The following is an 18,517-nucleotide window of genomic DNA, read 5'->3' on the forward strand; positions in this document are numbered from 1 at the left end:
TTACATAAATATGTTTATTATAAAAAAAATAATGAAAATAGAGCTGGAACTCTATTTTTTAACAACAGCTGATTTTTTGACAGTATCCTTCAGGTAGGTTGCCTGATATTTGACGGTTTTGCCGACCTTGAGCTTTTTCAGGACTGTCTTTTTGATTGTTACCTTTGCAACCCCTTTCTTACTGGTCTTGACCTTCTTGATGAATTTTCCGTTGAAGTAGAATTTTACGTATTTGTACCTGATAGGTGTTTTGCCTTTCTTGAGGGTAGCTGTCAAGACAAGCTTTTTGGCGGATTTCTTGACTTTGACTTTTTTCAAAGCCAATACCTGTTTTACTGTTAGCTTTTTGTAATATTTTACTGTCTTTGAAACTCCCTTGTATGATGCCTTTATTGTGTACTTTCCAGGCTTTATGGTGTTAGGTATCTTGAGGGTTGCGATGCCCTTGCTGTTTGTTTTGACATTGAATTTCTGCTTGCCTATTTGGAATGTGACGATCTTGTTTTTTCCGACAGGATTTGAGTTTTCTGAGATGGCCCGCACACTGAAGGATAACTTATCGTTATAGAACATGACAATGCCTCCATATTCCGGAATGTTTTTATTATATCCTCTTTCAAAGCAGTAATCCAATGAGGTGTAGTCATCGATATATAATGGTGTTGTCTCTTTGCTTCCTTTTCCATAGTTTGTATCCCAAACTGCTTTGATTGTATACTCGCCGACCTTTTTATTGAATGCTGTTCCAGGAACAGTGATTTTTGTGATTGGGCTGTTGATTTTGACGGCTTTGAACAGCTTGTTGTTGATGTAGATGGAAAATGTTCCTGTGGCGTTTTCACATGTCTGCAATGTGAACACATCTGTGCTTGGTTCATTCACCAACTGGAAGCGTTCATACCAGTTTTTATATTTCAAAATTGCAGGGACAAATTCTAATGTGGATGTAATTTCTTCAGTGTATTCATTCGTATTTAAAACAGCTTTTATTTGGTATTCTCCACTTTCAGAACAGTTGAGGATTGTTTTTGCAACATTATCAGTAATGTTTACACAGTTTATCAGTGAAAAGTCTCCATTCTTCACTTTCAGGTAAAATGAGACGTTTCCTGTTGTGTTATCGCCGAACATTAATTCAATAGGATATGCAGGATTGACCAGTTGAGGTTCTTTATCTGCAAGGCGTGAATTTTCAAGATAAAACATGTCCCTGATTGAAGAGGTGTAACCGTTGCTTGTTGCCCTTAACTCTATAGTATGGTAACCTTGGGATAATGAGACTTCATTAAGCCAAATTGGTGCTTTGTCAAATATCATTCCATCATATTCATTTTCACTTCTTGAAATGCTGCCCGGTTTATTGTGGTCGATGTCATAGTGTATGTCATTGCCATCAATAAGCACTGTCACATTTGAAGGGGAAAAGAAAAATAGGAAATCCTCATTGGAGTGTTGAATATAATATGCCAAACTTGCATCAAGGGTGTAGAAGAAGAGGCGCATGTCTATTGTCATATTCATCCTTTTGGTTATTTTTCCATAATTTCCAGAGTATATGGCTTCAACATCATATTTTCCATATTCCAGATTGTACAGTTCATGAGAAATGACCCTGTTTCCATTGTAGTCCTCCTCCACATTTTTAACATTATACTGTCTGCTTGATCCGTTTATGATGACAGTGAATGTTCCTGTTGCATCACCTGGTAAAATTGCTCTAATGCTGCTGTCGCGATACATCACTTCATTGACATGAATACGTGCATTGACTATTTCAAATTCGAATGTTCTGTTGAACGGCTTGTAGTAGTCATTGCCCGAATAGACAATGCTGCATGTGTGAGTTCCGATTGTCCGGTCTTCTAAATTAAAGTTCATATATCCTGTTTCCATGGCATAGATGTATGTTTCTCTATCTAGTTCATTGTCAATGTATATGTCCAGCTTGCCGTCGACATTGTTTTCATTTGGGACATTGTATGAGATTTCCATTGTTTCGGTTTTTATGATTTCTTTTGGAACAGACAGATCTATTTCTAGGTCTTTAAGTTCACCCTCATCTTTCGAATCTGTTTTCTCATTCAAATCTTCCTCAATGTCTGCTGCATGGCCTGTGTCTTGAATTTCCTGATTCACTTCAATATGTGCATCTTCAACGTCACCCAGAGGTACAGACGCATCACCTGATTCATTCGTTAGTATGTCTGAAGCATCCTCGGCGCTGGCCACGCCAATAGTTAAAATGGCCAGAATAAAGATGCCCATCAACATGATCTTTTTAACTTTCATGATATGCCCTATAAAATTTAAATACAATTAAAGGTATGGTTAATATTGTATATATATGAATATTATAAAAAAAATAAGAAAAATAGAGATTTAACCCTATTTTTTAACAATAGCTGATTTTTTGACAGTATCCTTCAGATAGGTTGCCTGATATTTGACGGTTTTGCCGACCTTGAGCTTTTTGAGGACAGTCTTTTTGATTGTGACCTTTGCAACGCCGTATTTGCTGGTCTTGACCTTCTTGATGAATTTTCCGTTGAAGTAGAATTTTACGTATTTGTACCTGATAGGTGTTTTGCCTTTCTTGAGGGTTGCTTTAAGAACCAGGCTTTTTGCTGATTTCTTGACTGTGACTGTCTTAAGGGTTACTGCGTGTTTTACTTTAAGGTTTCTTGTAATCATAACCTTACCGTATTTTGCTGAAATCTTGTAGGTGCCCGGAGCCTTGCCTATTTTAAGGGTCGCATATCCGTGCTTGTCGGTTTTGACCTTCTTGACGTATTTTCCGTTGATGTAGAATTTGACGTATTCGCCTTTCATGACCAATCCGTTGTAATTGGCAACCTTGACCTTGAATCCGGTTGAGCTTCCATAGTATTTGGTCAGGTCGCTTGCGGTCAGTTTGGAATTTCTGACTGTCATTTCAACAACGCCATGGTAGAACCAGTCAGTGCCGTTGAAATATTTTGGGAAAACTGTATATTTACCCTCATTGAGGCTAGTCACTGGAATTGAAGCTTTTCCGTTCTTGAACTTGGCGGAAAATGAATACTTGTCCTTTGCGTTGTAGACCTCGACGACGAATTTGCCGAGAGAATCATCGTAAGGCAATTTCATGTAAATTGCACCATTGCCGTTTACTACGTGATTAGGCACGTGGAATACAGGTTCTATAGCCAAATATTTAGAAACATTGAACGGATGGTCTTCATCATCATAAATGAAGCGCACGTCATATCTTCCCACTTTTAAGGTGGAAGGTATTGTGACGTTGGCTGTTCCGTTTATGAATTGGCCGATGACCTTTTCACTTCCGAAGTCAACTGTGAGATTTCCGTTGCCGTATGGATAGTTCACGATGAAGTTTCCGCTTTCGCCGACATTCAAAATATTAAATTTGGGATCCTCTGTGATGTCCACATAAACGTGGACGGTTTTTGTGTATCTGTAAGTGCAGTCCTCTCCTGAAATCATTACTTGAATTTTATGCTTTCCAACCTTCAATCCGGTAACTGGGATACTAGTTCTAATTGGATTTCCATTCAGTTCTTTTGAATCGTATAACTTTCCATCAACATATACAGACATTGTGTAGCCTGAAATAGGCACATTACAAGAAACATCAATATTCTTATCGGCAGTTATACTGGTGCTGCTGAATGTAAGATCAGGATAAACGGAGATTATTGCACTTGATGAACATGGGCCAAATTTATCATCACCATCATAGGAAACGACAATAGTATGATTGCCTAAAGTTAAACTGGACTCAAATACAACATTATAGGTAGTTGGTACATACGTATTGATGAAATCGAATGAATTGCCATCAATTCTCACTTTTATCTTATCAGATGAAAAGTCCTTTGGAACATAGAAAGTATATGGTAGACCATTACCATAACGAGTTTCCTTATCCCACATCAATATATAAGTAGTATTGACTATGAATGTCTCATTATAAACGACACCATTTGCAGTGGTAAAGCTAACCTTAATGATGTGCGGATTGCCGAAAGCTGACAAGTTATTCAGGGAATATGTCTTATCGGCCTTGGATACGCCATTATAGGTGTATGTCTTATCATCAATTGCAACAACCAGTTTGCCCGCATCCGCCGTATTCACGCGAACTGACATATCATTATAACTGGAGATATCATCAATAACAATTGCTTTAGGGACATTCACGACAATGTCCTTGATGAAGAATGTGAAGTTCCTCTCAGCATCCGCAAAATCAGATGCATTGGTAACTTTGACATTGAGAATATGCTTGCCCAGTACAAGACCTGTTGTAGACACCTTGTATTTTGCATCCACCTCATCTGCCCATTCATATATTGCATCCTTCTTCACGCCGTCAATGCTTACGTCCAGATTACCATCGGTTATTGTCTTTGTAAAGTAAACCGGGTCACCCTTCAGGACATCGGATTCATCAGAGCGACAGCGAATATCTATTTCTGAAGGCCAGTCATCACCTTCAAGGTAATTTGGAATTTCCTCACCTGCGTCATCCTGGAAGACCGTATCATCTGTCGGAACAGCCTCCCCGGTCATATTATCTTCTGCACTGACTGCGCCAATAGTCAAAATGGCCAGCAGGAAGATCGACAATATAATTAATTTTTTAAATTTCATATTAATCACTGTAATATATTATATACCTATAATATAATATATAAATTTATTATCATGTCTGAAAGCTATTCTTTTGATGAGAGGTACATTTCAAGTGTAAAGGACAGATAGGGGCTTTTTTTGAAATACCATGGAATTTAGTGCCTTAATTGTCAATTGAAATTTGAAAATGTTATATTTTAAAATAATACTTGGTGTTGTCCCAAATTCAAAATGTGGAAAAAATCAAGAGTTACTCGGCAAAGATTAAATTCCAATAAGTTGGCATTACATTTTAAATTCCGTTTTGGTTGAATGAACTAGGGTAATTTTGAAAATATTGATTTAAAAAGCATTGTTTTATAGCAATATTTGCTTAAGGATTGAATCGGATGAAAAGAAGGATTTTTTAAAAAATCGCCGAATTCGCCAATACAGGTGAAATTTTTCAAAAAATTCATGATGAACACATGTGAAAATGTCGATCCTGAGAGATTTTGAATAGGAACTGAAAATTTTTATGTAATACCCTGGAAAATCTGAATGAATTCACAATTAGAGGTACATTTCAAGTGTAACTTCAATAATTCATGATTTTTCTGAATGAAAACACAAACTTGTTAAACCAATGCATACAATTATCCATTTTGACAAAGTTCACGTTTGTGCCAGGGCATTTATAAAGCAAGCAAAATTGTTATTACCCGATTGAAATGTGGCAAAAATATGGACTTACTCACAATCGAAATCCTTACAATAACTTGAGGTGACTGCCTTAAACCATGTTTAAAATGTAAAATTATCTTTTCTGAGATTAATGATGAAAATGAATTCTTAAATTCAATGAATATTTAAGGAGAATCATTTTCGGGCAAAAATCATGATCTTTGAATTTGATGTAAAAAATATATTGCATCGATGTTAATGTGATTTCATAATCGAATCTGCAATCCCAAGACGGCTTAAAAGATGAAATCTGTAAAATCGAAATCCAGAATATGATTCCGGGCAAAATCACTTTCGGGCCGAAAATAAAAGCATGATTTGAAAAATGATGAAAAAATTCCTGAAAAATTGGATTTTTGGGAAATTTTGTGAAATTACTGTAAAAAAATTCGCTTCAAGAAAACAAAATTTAGAGAGGCATTTTGAAAAATGACCCCTTAAAATGTGAAAATCGGCCGGAAGGAACTGAGGGGATTTTGGATTTGAAAATGTGGAAAATTTTTGTTGAAGTTTCGATGTGAAGGAAATAATGTAATATATATCTTATGTCATCAGTTCACCAATCCTTCGGCAGAACTCCTCAGGGTGAAGGGTGAAAAACTCGGCATGGTTCTGGCCTGCGTTTTCAACAAACTCCGCATTCGGAAATGTCCTCCTGACAAAGTCAATATCCCAACCTCTCGCATCCTTCTCCTCATCGCCATACCAATACTGGATCCTGCAGTCCGGTCGGACAATATCCTTCGGCAAATCATAGTTGTTTGCCTCATAAAAGCCTCTCCAGATTGTCCTGGCGCTTAAGGATTTCAAAACATTCTTGACATATAATAAATCCTCCTGAGAGTATTTTTCAGGATCAAAAACGCTTGCGAGCATCTTGATGCTTGCGTATTTGCCAAGCATTGTCATCATAAAGTCCCTGACGCCAATTAGATAGGTGATCGGCTTTGGAAGCTGGTATTGAGTCATTCCCGCATCGATGATTGCAAGGTCTGTCCTGATTTTGCCTTCGGCGAGAAGCTTGATTACAAGACCGCCGCCCATGGAACAGCCATAAAGGCAGTCGACATGACCTGAACAGTTATCCTTTAAAAAATCAGTCATTTCGTCTGTGATTTCCTGCATGCTTGTATAGTCGCTTTCAGGCCGATCGGGGTCGTGGCCCGGAAGAGCCGGAATGATTAGATGATAGTCCTTTTCCAAAATGGGAATCACATACTCAAAAATATCCCACCACACGCCCAGCGGATGAAACATTACAACAGTTTTAGCATTATTCTGTCCAAACTCATGAATAGTCATCATAATATCACAAAATATGCTCAGCAATAATATTTATTGAAAATAATAGTATTTAATTGATTTGATTACATTGAATTTCATTAAAGCAGTTAAATTTACTTTATTTACAAGAAAAAGGATTTATATTGGCTTTAACATATGATTAACTGTGTCTGAATACATTTTAATTCTTAGCTAAGATGAATCAAAAATCAGGAGTCACCTATGACATCATATTATAACCGTGAAGACCAAACCTACAAGTATTCGCTAAAAGCTTAGGCGTGCATTTTCACAGATATTTAGGATATGAGGGCGATCAAATACAATTCAACAATGTAGAATTAGTGCCGTTGGCTAGCGACAACAAATTTATGGACATTTGTTATGATTGTCTGTTTAATGAAATATTCTTAATTTAATAATATCCCATTATAAGCATTCCTTTATAAAAATTTACACATGAAAACCTATAAGATCATTTTGGCCAGCATGATTCTTTTGGCCATACTTACATTAGGTGCAGTTAGCGCTGAAGACAATGCTACCGTCGACAGCCTAGCGGCCGATGATGTTGACGAATCAATATCAGCATCACAAGATGAACTGCAAGCATCCAGTGCAGACGATTCCATATTGTCTGCCAAAAAGGATAGCGGAATGACAGTCGACTTTGTGACACAGGATTCCGACAAGGGAATCTATGAGATTGACGAACAGGAAGACATCTCTGCAGACGTCTACAACAAGGACTATCTCAGGGTGAAATTTCCAAGCAAGGTCAGCGGAAAGCTGTCCCTTTACATAGACGATGCATTCAAGGCAGACAGGAACATTACCGCAAAGACACATTACCTGTTTGCAAATGACGTCAAGTATAACCTGACAGAGGGAACACATTCCTGGATGATGAAATACTCCGGAGATGCCAGCTACAGTGCAAAAACCCTCAAGGGAACATTCGCCCTGAACCTTAAAAACGACACCGACCTGAAAATCGGATTTGTCAGCCAGGACGAAAACGGCAAGATTTATGCAATCGATGAGAACAAGGACATCTTCGTAAACGACCATGACAGCGACTACATCATGGTGAAGATGTCAGAAAGGATTTCCGGAAAGCTATCACTCTACATCGACAAGAAGCTTTCAGCAACCAGGGAGATAACCGGAAAAACCCACTACCTATTCATAAACTCCAAAATCTATAATCTCTCCGAGGGAAATCATACCTGGAAGATAAGATACAGCGGAGATGACGACCACAGGCCTAAGGTCATGAACGGAACATTCACATTGAACCCTGCAGACCCTTCATTTGTCAAGAAGGATTCAAAGATGCAGGCATACATCGTCACCAAGGACCTGATCGACAGCTCAATATACAAGATAAATGCAACCAATGACATCGGACAGGACACCAAGGGCAATGACTACTTCAAGATACAGTTCCCTAAATACGTGAGCGGAACCCTATCCCTTTATATCGACGGCAAACTTAAGGCCGAAAAGAAAATAAGCAAAAAGACACATTACATGTACGTGAATGTTGAAAGCTACAATCTGAACTCAGGAAACCACAAATGGGAAATAAGATATTCCGGCGATGACGAATACAACTCATCCTCCCAGACCGGAACATTCACCCTGCACAAGGTTTCAAAGATACTCAAGCCTTCAAAGACAACCACAATGACTGTCGTCAAGACAAAAAACTACAAAAAGAAGACAGCCATCAAAAAATATTATGTGACACTTAAGTCCAACAAGAAAGCATTGAAAAAGGTCTATGTCTATCTTACAATCACAGGCAAGAAATACAAGAAGACCTTCTATGCAAAAACCAATGCCAAAGGCGTTGCAACCATAAAAATCAAGGGACTGACCAAAAAGGGAAGCTATACCGGAACTCTAAAATTCAAAGGAAACAAGAACTACCCTGCAGTCAAGAATACCCTGAAAATCAAGATTGACAAAAAGACATGCAAGATAACCGCAAAGAAAAAGACAGTTACTGTCAAGACCAAGCCGGTTCTTGGAAGCACTTCCGACTACTCATACAACGGATTTGTTGACGTTTCAGAGGCATATGACCTTCTCAACGCATTCCGTGCAGAAAAAGGCGTATGGGTATGGAATCCAGATGATGTGACAAAAACATATTATAATACTAATTCATCAAATGCCCTCGAAGCCCTTGAGGTCAACACAGAATTTGAAAGAACCGCACAAATCAGGGCGCTTGAGCTTGTCGAAAAGTACAGCCATACAAGACCTGATGGCAACTCATGCTGGACTGTTTATCCAAATGAGGTAGATGTGTATTATCCTTCCGGAGAAAACATTGCAATGAGACATACCAGCTGCAAAAAAGTCATTGAGGCATGGACAGAATTAAATGACCCATATGACGGCCAAGGACACAGACGCAACATGCTCAATCCGGTAAGCCAGTATATTGGAATCGCAGGATTCAAGCTTGATGGAGTAATCTATTGGGTGCAATCCTTCGGACTAGACTACAACAATGAAAGATTCAAGGCTATGATTAAATGGCGTGAACAATTCCCATAATCCATTGGAGCAGTCCTTCAAAATGGACTACAGTGATGAAAGATTCATTTCTTTCATCCAACTTTTTTTTAATCGTAAAAATCACGACATTTATGATGTCATTTAAATTTAATTGAAATAGAATATAAATTCAACATCTCCCATAAACATCGTTTTAAATTAGTCTGCTTTTATTTAAACAACATTGCTTTTGAAAAAAGGACAATTGATTGATTCCTAAGTATATGCTTTTAGAAATTTTAATCTAAATCGATATATAAAAAATAAAAAAAGTAATAGGAAGATTACTGCTTCCTATTTTTTAATTTTAACTGTTCTTTTAACAGTATCCTTAAGGTAGGTTGCCTGATAGGTGACCTTCTTGCCCACCTTGAGCTTTTTCAGGACTGATTTTTTGATGGTAACCTTTGCAACACCTTTTTTGTTGGTCTTTGCCTTATAGGTCTTGCCCTTGAACTTGAATGTGACCTTTTTGGCCTTGAGGTATTTGCCGTTGACCTTCTTGAGTGTTGCGGTCATGACAAGTTTCTTGGCAGATCTTTTTACAACAACCTTCTTTAGGGTTACGATATGTTTTACAGTCACTTTTTTGGTCACGCTTGCACCCAATGCCTCAGCGGTTATCTTATATGTTCCAGGAGCATTGGTTATCTTATAGCTTGCAACACCATTTCCATTAGTTTTGATTGTTTTGACCTTTTTGCCGTTGATTTTGATGACAACATTCACATTAGCTGCAATGACGCCTCCATTACCGTAGACTGTCGCTTTGAATTTGGATCCTGAAGTGTATAACATGGACAAGTTCTTTGCGACAATCCTTGGAGGAATCACTTTGACAGCGAATGAGTCGGAAACCTCTTGGGCTGCAAACTGGTCGTCTCCGGCATATCTGACAGAGACCTGATATGTGCCTTCCTTAAGGTTACCTATGCTTAAGTGACCTTTGCCGTCTGCAATCGCAACTGTGTGATTTTCATTGTTTAAACTGACAATAACATTGCCTTTTGCGATTGCGGAGGTGATTTCGATTGTTGCATTATCGCCAACATTAATATCGCTTACCTCTACATTAAGGTCTGCGGATTTTTTAATTAAAGCATAGAAGCTGATTGAATCATGCTTGTTTTTCTCATACTCATAGTCAATGAATACTGTGTGGATTCCAGTCTTTGCATCCTTAAATGAGAATTTACCGACACCTCCAGTAATTGGACCTTCGGTGAAGTAATCATCATCAATTAGAACAGTATATTTTCCGCTGAATTTCTTGGACAGGTCTATGGTCAGGACATCTGACTGGGATACATCAAACAGATCCATTGCCCATTTTGTGACCGGGCCCCCATTTCCAATTGTGACCTTTGGATCAACCCAGAAGGAATATGTTTCATTTAAGTTTCCGTAATCATTGCCTTCATAGGATACGATGAAAGAGTTTTCACCGATTTTGAGGTTGGAGGGGATGAAGCTGACATTACCGTTGACGTTTTTAGGAGAGTATTCCTTGCCGTTAATTATTACGGTCAGCTTGCCATTGGCGTTTTTAGGAATATTGAAATTGAATTCACCACCCACATATGCTGGCTCATCCATGTTCTGGAAGAAATCCACATAGGTGGAATCATCATATGAGAACTCATAATCTGAGCCTTCATAAACAAATCGGATATCATGATCACCAATCAATGGAGAAATGGTCATGTTTGCCTTACCTTTGGATAATGACAATTTTTTGTAAAGGCTGCCGTCGATGTATGCTGCAAGACTTCCTTTGGTATCTTTCGGCAATTCAATGTAGAAATATCCATCATTATTTGCATCGAACATTTCATATTCATAATATGGTCCGACATCAAATTCTGTGTAAAAATCATCAATGTCATAGTCATCGCCGTCATATCTTGCCTCTAGCTCATAATGTCCAGCAGCCAATGTTCCAAGAGTTATATTGGCAAATCCGTTCTTAAGTACTGCACTAGATGTTTTTCCATTAAATTCAACTATCAGCTTGCCTTTTGCATCCTTTGCTGTTTCTAAAAATACATGTGTTTTTCCATGGTTGTAAGAGTTTGATTCCATTCTGATTTCATTTAAGAAGTAAACCTCTTCATACACTTCCACTGTTTCGGAAACTGTTTTTCGAGCGTATTTTGAATCGCCAGGATATGTTATCTTGACAGTGTGATTGCCAGGAGTCAATTTGGAAACGTTTAGGACTGCTTCCCTCTGAGGGCCATCACGATTATAGACAATCTTCTTGAAGGCCTTTCCGTCGATTGCAACAGTGATGTTTTCTGTTGAATACTTCGGCAGGAATACTGTCATCTCGATAGTCTCATCATAATAGAAAAAGGTGGAAGTTAAAGACAACTCATATGACATATCTATATTGTCGGATTTTGAAACCGCCTTGTGCAGCTTATCTCCGGAATACTTGACTTCAATCTTATGATTCTTCATGTCCAATTCGGCCATACTTATGTAATAGCCGTCACCCAATTCACCCGGCCTGTAGTAATGTGAGTGGAGAATAGGGAAGAACTTGTATTTCTTGCCGTCAGCCAAAATGGTGATGTTACCTGTGACATTTTCAGCAACAAAAATCTCAACAAATTCCTGCCTTCCGTTGATGACGACATGCTTCGGAATGTTTATGATCACATCAGAGACATTGAATGAGTATGTTTTAGTTGAATTCTTATAGTAAGGGTCGTTTTTAAGCTCGAATTTCACTGTGTGCTTTCCGAGGCTTAATGATGATGAGTTTATGTCATAATAATCCTCACCAAAGTCAACTTCGTACTTTACACCGTCAATGTACATGGCAAAATCTCCGCTTGCATATTCCGGCATCACAGGAGAAACCCCAAAGTAGGAACCGCGCAGGATTGCATCATCTATACTCACGTCAAAACCTGAATCAGGACTTTGGGAAATCATATAGACATTGGAATATCCTCCATATTCAAAATCTCCTTCAGAGTAATAAATTGATATTTCCCTTTCACCTGCCTCCAGGTTTTTCAATGAGATTTCCGCTTTGCCCTTGCTCATTTTCACTTTTGCAAACTGTTCATTGTCAACCTCGACATTTACTGTTCCCTTGGCTGTTGTCGGACCTTGGACTACAATCTTGTTGTTATCCTGAATCCACATATAATCATTTAAAACAATATTTGGGACAATTCCGATAGATTCTTCAGCTGTAGGAACATCATAATCGCTTCCGTCATAGTATGCTTCAATGTCATAATATCCGAAATTCAACTTGGTCGGAATGCTGACGCTTGCAAAGCCCTTGGTGAACTTTCCGGTGTATTTCTTACCGTTGAAATTGACAACCAGAGTTCCTTTTGCATTGCTTGGCAAAGTCAGGTTAACGGTTGCCGGAGTATTGTATGGTGCCTCTGCCGGCAGAAATATTGAAGGATTTGCTGCAATCACCCCATTTGCGGTAGCCGCATGGTGCTTGGCGTCTCCAGAATAGCTGACGGTGAACTTATTGTCCCCGTATTTCAAATCAGATACTCTAATAGAGACATAACTGTCAATACTCTCAATCTCTTCTGTATATGTCTTGCCGTTGAGCTTCACAGTGACATTGCCTGTGGCTGAATATGGAAACCTCAGGTCAATTGTTCCATCTTCGCCGTAAATTGCATCCTCTACGTTAACGCCGATTACGAAATCCTTGACATTGTAGTCATGTGACCATATTACCTTCTCACCATACTTGTCATCGCCCCAATACTTCAATCCGACTGTGTGCAATCCCAACTCATCAATTCTCATTCCGATGGATGCCTGACCATCATAGACATCAGTATCCCCAACCTCTTCATTATCAACATATTGGGTGATGTAGCCTTCAGCATCCTTCGGCAGGCTCACCTGGATTTCATTTTCCTGACATGCCTTGATGCTGGTTGGAGCATTGACCTTAATGTTCTTGTCCGCTATTTCCACATCTCCGCCGAGAACATCGCCATCCTCAGCGCTTAATTCCACTTCATCTACGGATTCACTTACAGAATCCTGACCTATATCGGTGGCCGTCATGTTGTCTGACTCATCAGATGCGCTGACGGCTCCGAGTGTTATGATTGCCAGTAGAATCAAACCGGCAAAAAACAGTTTATTAAACTTCAATTTATACACCTTAATTTATAATAGATATATTACATGACTATATTATAGCTAAAATGTATTTAAAGAAGTATTCTTAAAATAAGAATAGTAATATATGGTTGTTTTAAAAAATAGGATAAAATAGGGAAGCAATCCCTATTTCATAACTTTTGCAGACTTTTTGACTGTGTCCTTAAGATAGGTTGCCTGATAGGTGACCTTCTTGCCAACCTTGAGCTTTTTCAGGACGGACTTTTTAATGGTAACCTTTGCAACACCCTTCTTGTCGGTTCTTGCCTTGTAGGTCTTGCCCTTGAACTTGAATGTTATTTTTTTGTATTTCAAGGCCTTTTTGCCCTGCTTTAATGTGGCCTTCAAGATTATCCTTTTGGCGGATTTCTTGACCTTAACTGTCTTCAATGTTACGGCATGCTTGACCTTCAGGGTTTTGGCAATCTTGGTGTTGCCGTGTTTTGCAGTGAGTTTATAAGATCCTGGAACCTTATTCAGCTTAAAAGTTGCATAACCCTTCTTGTCTGTCCTGACTGTCTTGATGAACTTGCCGTTTATGTAGAGTTCCACCTTGCCTGATTTGACAACATTTTTCTTGTGATTGACAACCTTAACCTTGAATGCTACAGGCTTTCCATAATAGCCGGTCACATCCTTTGCAGTCAATTTGAACGCATCTATATCGACCGCACCGCGAAGCGGCCTTACAGGATAATCGTCAGCGGAATAATTTGCATATACTCTATGATAGTTTATCAGACCTGCGAGGGAGATTTCCGCATAGCCGTCGACCAGCTTTCTGGAAGCGAATTCCTTCCCGTCAACAGTGACGGTCAGGTTGCCTGAAGCATCCTTCGGCAATTTCAGGAAAATGATGTTTTTCCCGTCGAATGCCCAGTTTCCGCTAGAAGGCTCGATGGCTCCCATTATGCATATGGTTGCGCTTGAGCTTGTCCGGTAGAATTTATCGTCACCTGCATATGAGACTGTAATATTGTGATTTCCTATGCCTAGCTTGCTGATATCGACGCCGTACCTGATGTAATTGTCCCACTCAAGATATTCGATTAACTTGAGTGCAGACTTCCTGCCGTCCACTGTGACAGTCATCTTATTCATATCAAGTGAATCCAGCATGAAAAAATCATAGAAATTCTTATATTTTTCCACGGTTTCCAAATCGTCAAGAGGTATTGAAAAGCCTACGCTGACATTGAAATCCTCGCTGTAAATCAGATTATCCCTTTCATCATAGTATCTGACTTCAACATGGTTTGTAGTGTTCGGCGCAGGGAAATTCAGGTTTGACTCATCCAATTGAACCCACATCCTCTCTTCAGACACTATAGTATTCAAAATCTCCTTTCCGTCATTTGATACCACTATTTTGCCTGTTGCATTCCCTTCAGGAAATTCAATGAGTATACTTGAATCCATTTCATTGAGAATTGCCTCACCAGGCACATAAACCTTAATCGGCTGAACATCAAACACAAAAGACCTTGTGAGGTTGCTTGATTTGACATCCAGGATGTGTTTTCCAATTGATAGGTTGCCAGAGCCGACCTGATAACAGTTCATCATGTCGCTGCCATCAATTTTCTTATGCTGCTTTTCATCACCGTCAATGTATGCCTTCAAATCCTTGTCAAGACTCTTATGTGCTGAAAAACAGACCGGATCGTCTATGAAAAGATTCTGGTCATCCATAAAGATGGATGGCTCAACTAAAGATTCATCCGGGTGGTCATCCTCAGCCCATGAAGAGAATTTTGAGGTTTGAATGTCATCTGCCCCATCGCCTGGAATGGCCAATGCACTGTCGGATGTGTCTTGTGTCACATTCTCTTCAGCGCTGACCGCAGCAATGGTTAATGCGGCAAAAATTAAAAAACTAAAAATTACTAAATATTTTGCTTTCACGAAAAACCTCCATAAATCGTTAACTATGGAATTATTTATTTAAAAAATCATATTTAAGAAACTATTATTAAAAAAGGAATAATGGTTATCTTAACTGTGCATTCAATAACGTGCGTGTTAATTTTCCATGATCCCCCTGACAGCATTAGGGTTTACAATGAAACTGTAAACACGAGAGGATTTCAATAAGCGAGAAAATTTCGATATGATACATTGTTAGCAAGATGACCCTCCTATGAAATCAGGACTTTGATTTGCAATCCCTTAGCTTTTTAAAACAAGTTAATCATTTACAAAATAAGAGTAAAGCTCATCCTTAACTTCCTGATGGATTTTGAACTTGAAATTAACGATCGGCTGCTCCCTGTCATTGATTGTCCTGAATACCTGCTTATAAGACAATGGAGTCAATTTTCCAATGTAGTAAAACTCAATGCCCTCGTCATTGCTTTTCTGGATGAACAGCTCAACATCCAAACCGTCATAATTGATCAGAGGTTCGAGCTCAGGGCTTGTGACCCTCCGGTTGTTTCTACTCATCCAGTTGAACACCTCTTTTGAGATGAAATGATCGGCATAGTTGATTGTTTCTGAAATGTCTTCCCTCTTGTTGTAGGTTACAAATATAGGGCAAGTCCCGTATTTTATCTTGTATCCTCCGATATTCTGGCCGTTCATGAAGCGTTCCCAGTTCATAAGCCTCAATACATCCTCACGTGAGTACTTTTCATATAATTTGAACTGTTGTTCATTAATGTAGATGCTGCCATACTTGTAAAATGCATATTTAAGACAATCCTCCAAGTGGCAAACATAGGTTTGATTTGCAAGGCACTTTTTAAAGAGTGCTGAAACCTCAAACCTGTAATCCTTATTGTTTTCAAGATCCTCATAAACTGACTTGTCGAAATTGAAAAACAGTCTTTCAATGTCAAAATCCTCATCGGTTATGAACTGTATGGTATTCGCCTGATAGTCATCGCTTGTTTCTTTGCGATAGAAGTTCATGCTCAATACATTGATTGCACTCCTGATTGAGTCGAATTGGTTTTCAAGGCCATACTTCTCGCTTAAGTACCTTTCAACCTGACTGACAGTGAAATATTTATTGTATTTAAGGCAGCTTAAAATCACAAGCTCGTGCGGCCTTATTCCTTTTATCAATTTTTTGGAGATGAACCTCAATGTTGAAAGCTCCTCCTCTGAAAGTTCGCTTTCATAGCCGTCATCCACATCTAAAAGGAAGTCATGGTATGTCCTGAACTTATTGTGATTTAGGATAATTTCAGGATTGAATTCTCCGTTAATTGCGAAGTCATATAATGAAGGGATCCTTCCCAGCTTGTACTTTAAATTGTTGTACTTTTCCTTAAACAGCGCCACCTTTGAGAAGGAAGAGTTGTTGATTGACTCATATATACGCTTTTTGGAAATCTCATCAAAGTTGATTGAAGATGCTCCCGGAATTATCTTGTTTCCCTCCATCAGGTACTTGCGGATCTTGTCCTTATCGTATGACCTGTCCCCTGATAGGGCAATAGGAATCATGAAGTTGTTCTTGTAGTTTCCGATGAAGTCCAGGATTACTACATATTCCTTGTTCTCGTATTTCCTGAGGCCTCTTCCCAATTGCTGAATGAAAATGATTGGAGACTCTGTCGGCCTTACAAGCAATACCTGATTGATTTCGGGAATGTCCACACCCTCATTGAAGATGTCGACCGTGAATATGTATTCGATTTTATCAGGGTTTTCATCATTTGTAAGCCTGTCGATTGCTTCAAGTCTCTTTTCCTGTGAGTCGTCACCTGTAAGCACCACTGACTTGTAGCCCCTCCTGTTGAATTCTTCAGATAATAATCTGGCTTCCTCTTTTCTTGAGCAGAACACCAGAGCCTTTCTCCTGTCACCGGAGTATCCGTAAAACTCTGACTTTTCAATCAGATAGTCCACACGCTTTGCGGATGCCAAAAGATTGAAATCATGGAAATCATCATCGATAGTGTTGTCGTCGAACTCAACGTCGGTGATTCCGAAATAGTGGAAAGGACATAATAAATCCTCTTCAAGTGCCTCCTGCAGGCGGATTTCATGGGCAATGTTGTTGTCAAAAAGATCATAGATATTGAATCCGTCGGTACGCTCAGGAGAAGCTGTCATTCCAAGCCAAAACTTAGGCTGGAAGTACTGGAAAATCTTTTGATAGCTCAATGCACCTGCCTTGTGAACCTCATCTATGATTATGTAGTCGAAATGGTCCTTGTCGTATCTTGTGTAGACGTCATCCTTGCTCATTGTCTGGATAGTGGAGAAAAGATAGTTCTTGTCATAGTCCTTGGAGTTACCTGACAATAGTCCGAAGTTTTCATAGTCCTTGAAGACATTCTTGTAGGCGTTGATTGACTGCTTTGCAATCTGTTCCCTGTGAACCAAAAACAGGAATCGTTTAGGTTTGAAGTCCTTAACTGCAAAAGCTGAAGCATAGGTTTTACCAGTACCTGTGGCCGAAACAAGAATAGCTCTGTTTTCACCTTGCTTGATTAGGGATCGGAGGTTTTTAAGAAAATCCTCCTGCATGATATTAGGAGTCAAATCCTTGATGCTTTTCTTTTTGAGCTCCTCAGTGGTTTGTCTGATTAGTTTGAAGTTCTTGTTGTCCTCATAGATTTTTTCATATTCTGGAAGGACTTCATCTAAGTTGTCGGCCTCATCCCACAGCTTGTTGAATTCATCCTTGATGTTTTTAAGCATCTCGCCCTCTTCGAATGCAGTGAACTCAACGTTCCATTCCTTGTTTGTGGTAAGTGCATTGGCCGTCAGATTGGAGCTTCCGACAATGGCCTTGTATGTATCATCCTTTCTGAAGATGTACCCTTTGGTGTGGAAGCCTTCCTTCTTGTGGCTGTATAATCTGATTTCAAGGTTTGAAAATTCCTGAAGCTTCCTTAAGGCCTGAGGCTCTGTGAAAAATAGGTAATCAGTAGTTAGAATCTTTCCCTTGATGTTGTTTTTCTCAAGGGTCCTGAATTCCTCAAGAAAATACATCAGGCCGTTCATGGTGATGAATGCTGAAGACATTACGAACTCATCACATACATGGAGCTCATCCAAGATGGCATTGACTACCCTTGTGGACTTGTCATTGTACAATAGCTTTGGTCGAAAGTCCTTGCTTGAGTTGGTGTCCTTGCTGATGAATGCAGTCCTTGCCCCATTTAAGATGTCTTCCGAGTTCATA

The 18,517-nt window shown here is 39.1% G+C and carries 7 protein-coding genes; 1 reads left to right on the plus strand and 6 read right to left on the minus strand.

The genetic code is table 11. The features are described from left to right. Nucleotides 1-51 precede the first annotated feature (51 nt). The 3 genes from QZU81_RS04535 to QZU81_RS04545 all read right to left on the minus strand — a co-directional run bounded on the left by QZU81_RS04535 (nt 52) and on the right by QZU81_RS04545 (nt 6,663). Nucleotides 52-2,289 carry a hypothetical protein gene (locus QZU81_RS04535; RefSeq protein ID WP_295589642.1) on the minus strand — a complete coding sequence of 746 codons (2,238 nt, stop codon included), beginning with the start codon at nt 2,287-2,289 and terminating at the stop codon, nt 52-54. A 96-nt stretch (nt 2,290-2,385) separates the two neighbouring features. Then, nucleotides 2,386-4,653, minus strand: coding sequence for an Ig-like domain-containing protein (locus QZU81_RS04540; protein ID WP_295589644.1), 2,268 nt, complete (start codon nt 4,651-4,653; stop codon nt 2,386-2,388). 1,248 nt (nt 4,654-5,901) lie between these two features. Next, entirely contained in the window at nt 5,902-6,663 is a 762-nt protein-coding gene (locus QZU81_RS04545) for an alpha/beta fold hydrolase (RefSeq protein WP_295589646.1), read from the minus strand. 438 nt (nt 6,664-7,101) lie between these two features. On the opposite strand from QZU81_RS04545, the gene QZU81_RS04550 reads away from it, so the two are divergent. Then, nucleotides 7,102-9,213: a CAP domain-containing protein gene (locus QZU81_RS04550; RefSeq protein WP_295589647.1), complete on the plus strand. Its 2,112-nt coding sequence runs from the start codon at nt 7,102-7,104 to the stop codon at nt 9,211-9,213. A 294-nt stretch (nt 9,214-9,507) separates the two neighbouring features. Here the strand turns inward: QZU81_RS04550 and QZU81_RS04555 are convergent, their stop codons facing one another. From QZU81_RS04555 to QZU81_RS04565, 3 genes are all read right to left on the minus strand, one after another. Further along, nucleotides 9,508-13,365, minus strand: coding sequence for a hypothetical protein (locus tag QZU81_RS04555; RefSeq protein ID WP_295589648.1), 3,858 nt, complete (start codon nt 13,363-13,365; stop codon nt 9,508-9,510). A 135-nt stretch (nt 13,366-13,500) separates the two neighbouring features. Further along, nucleotides 13,501-15,279 carry an Ig-like domain-containing protein gene (locus QZU81_RS04560; protein WP_295589649.1) on the minus strand — a complete coding sequence of 593 codons (1,779 nt, stop codon included), beginning with the start codon at nt 15,277-15,279 and terminating at the stop codon, nt 13,501-13,503. Nucleotides 15,280-15,561: 282 nt separating this feature from the next. After that, nucleotides 15,562-18,516, minus strand: coding sequence for a DEAD/DEAH box helicase (locus QZU81_RS04565; protein ID WP_295589651.1), 2,955 nt, complete (start codon nt 18,514-18,516; stop codon nt 15,562-15,564). Nucleotide 18,517 lies beyond the last annotated feature (1 nt).

Source organism: uncultured Methanobrevibacter sp., assembly GCF_902770715.1.
Lineage (GTDB): Archaea > Methanobacteriota > Methanobacteria > Methanobacteriales > Methanobacteriaceae > Methanocatella.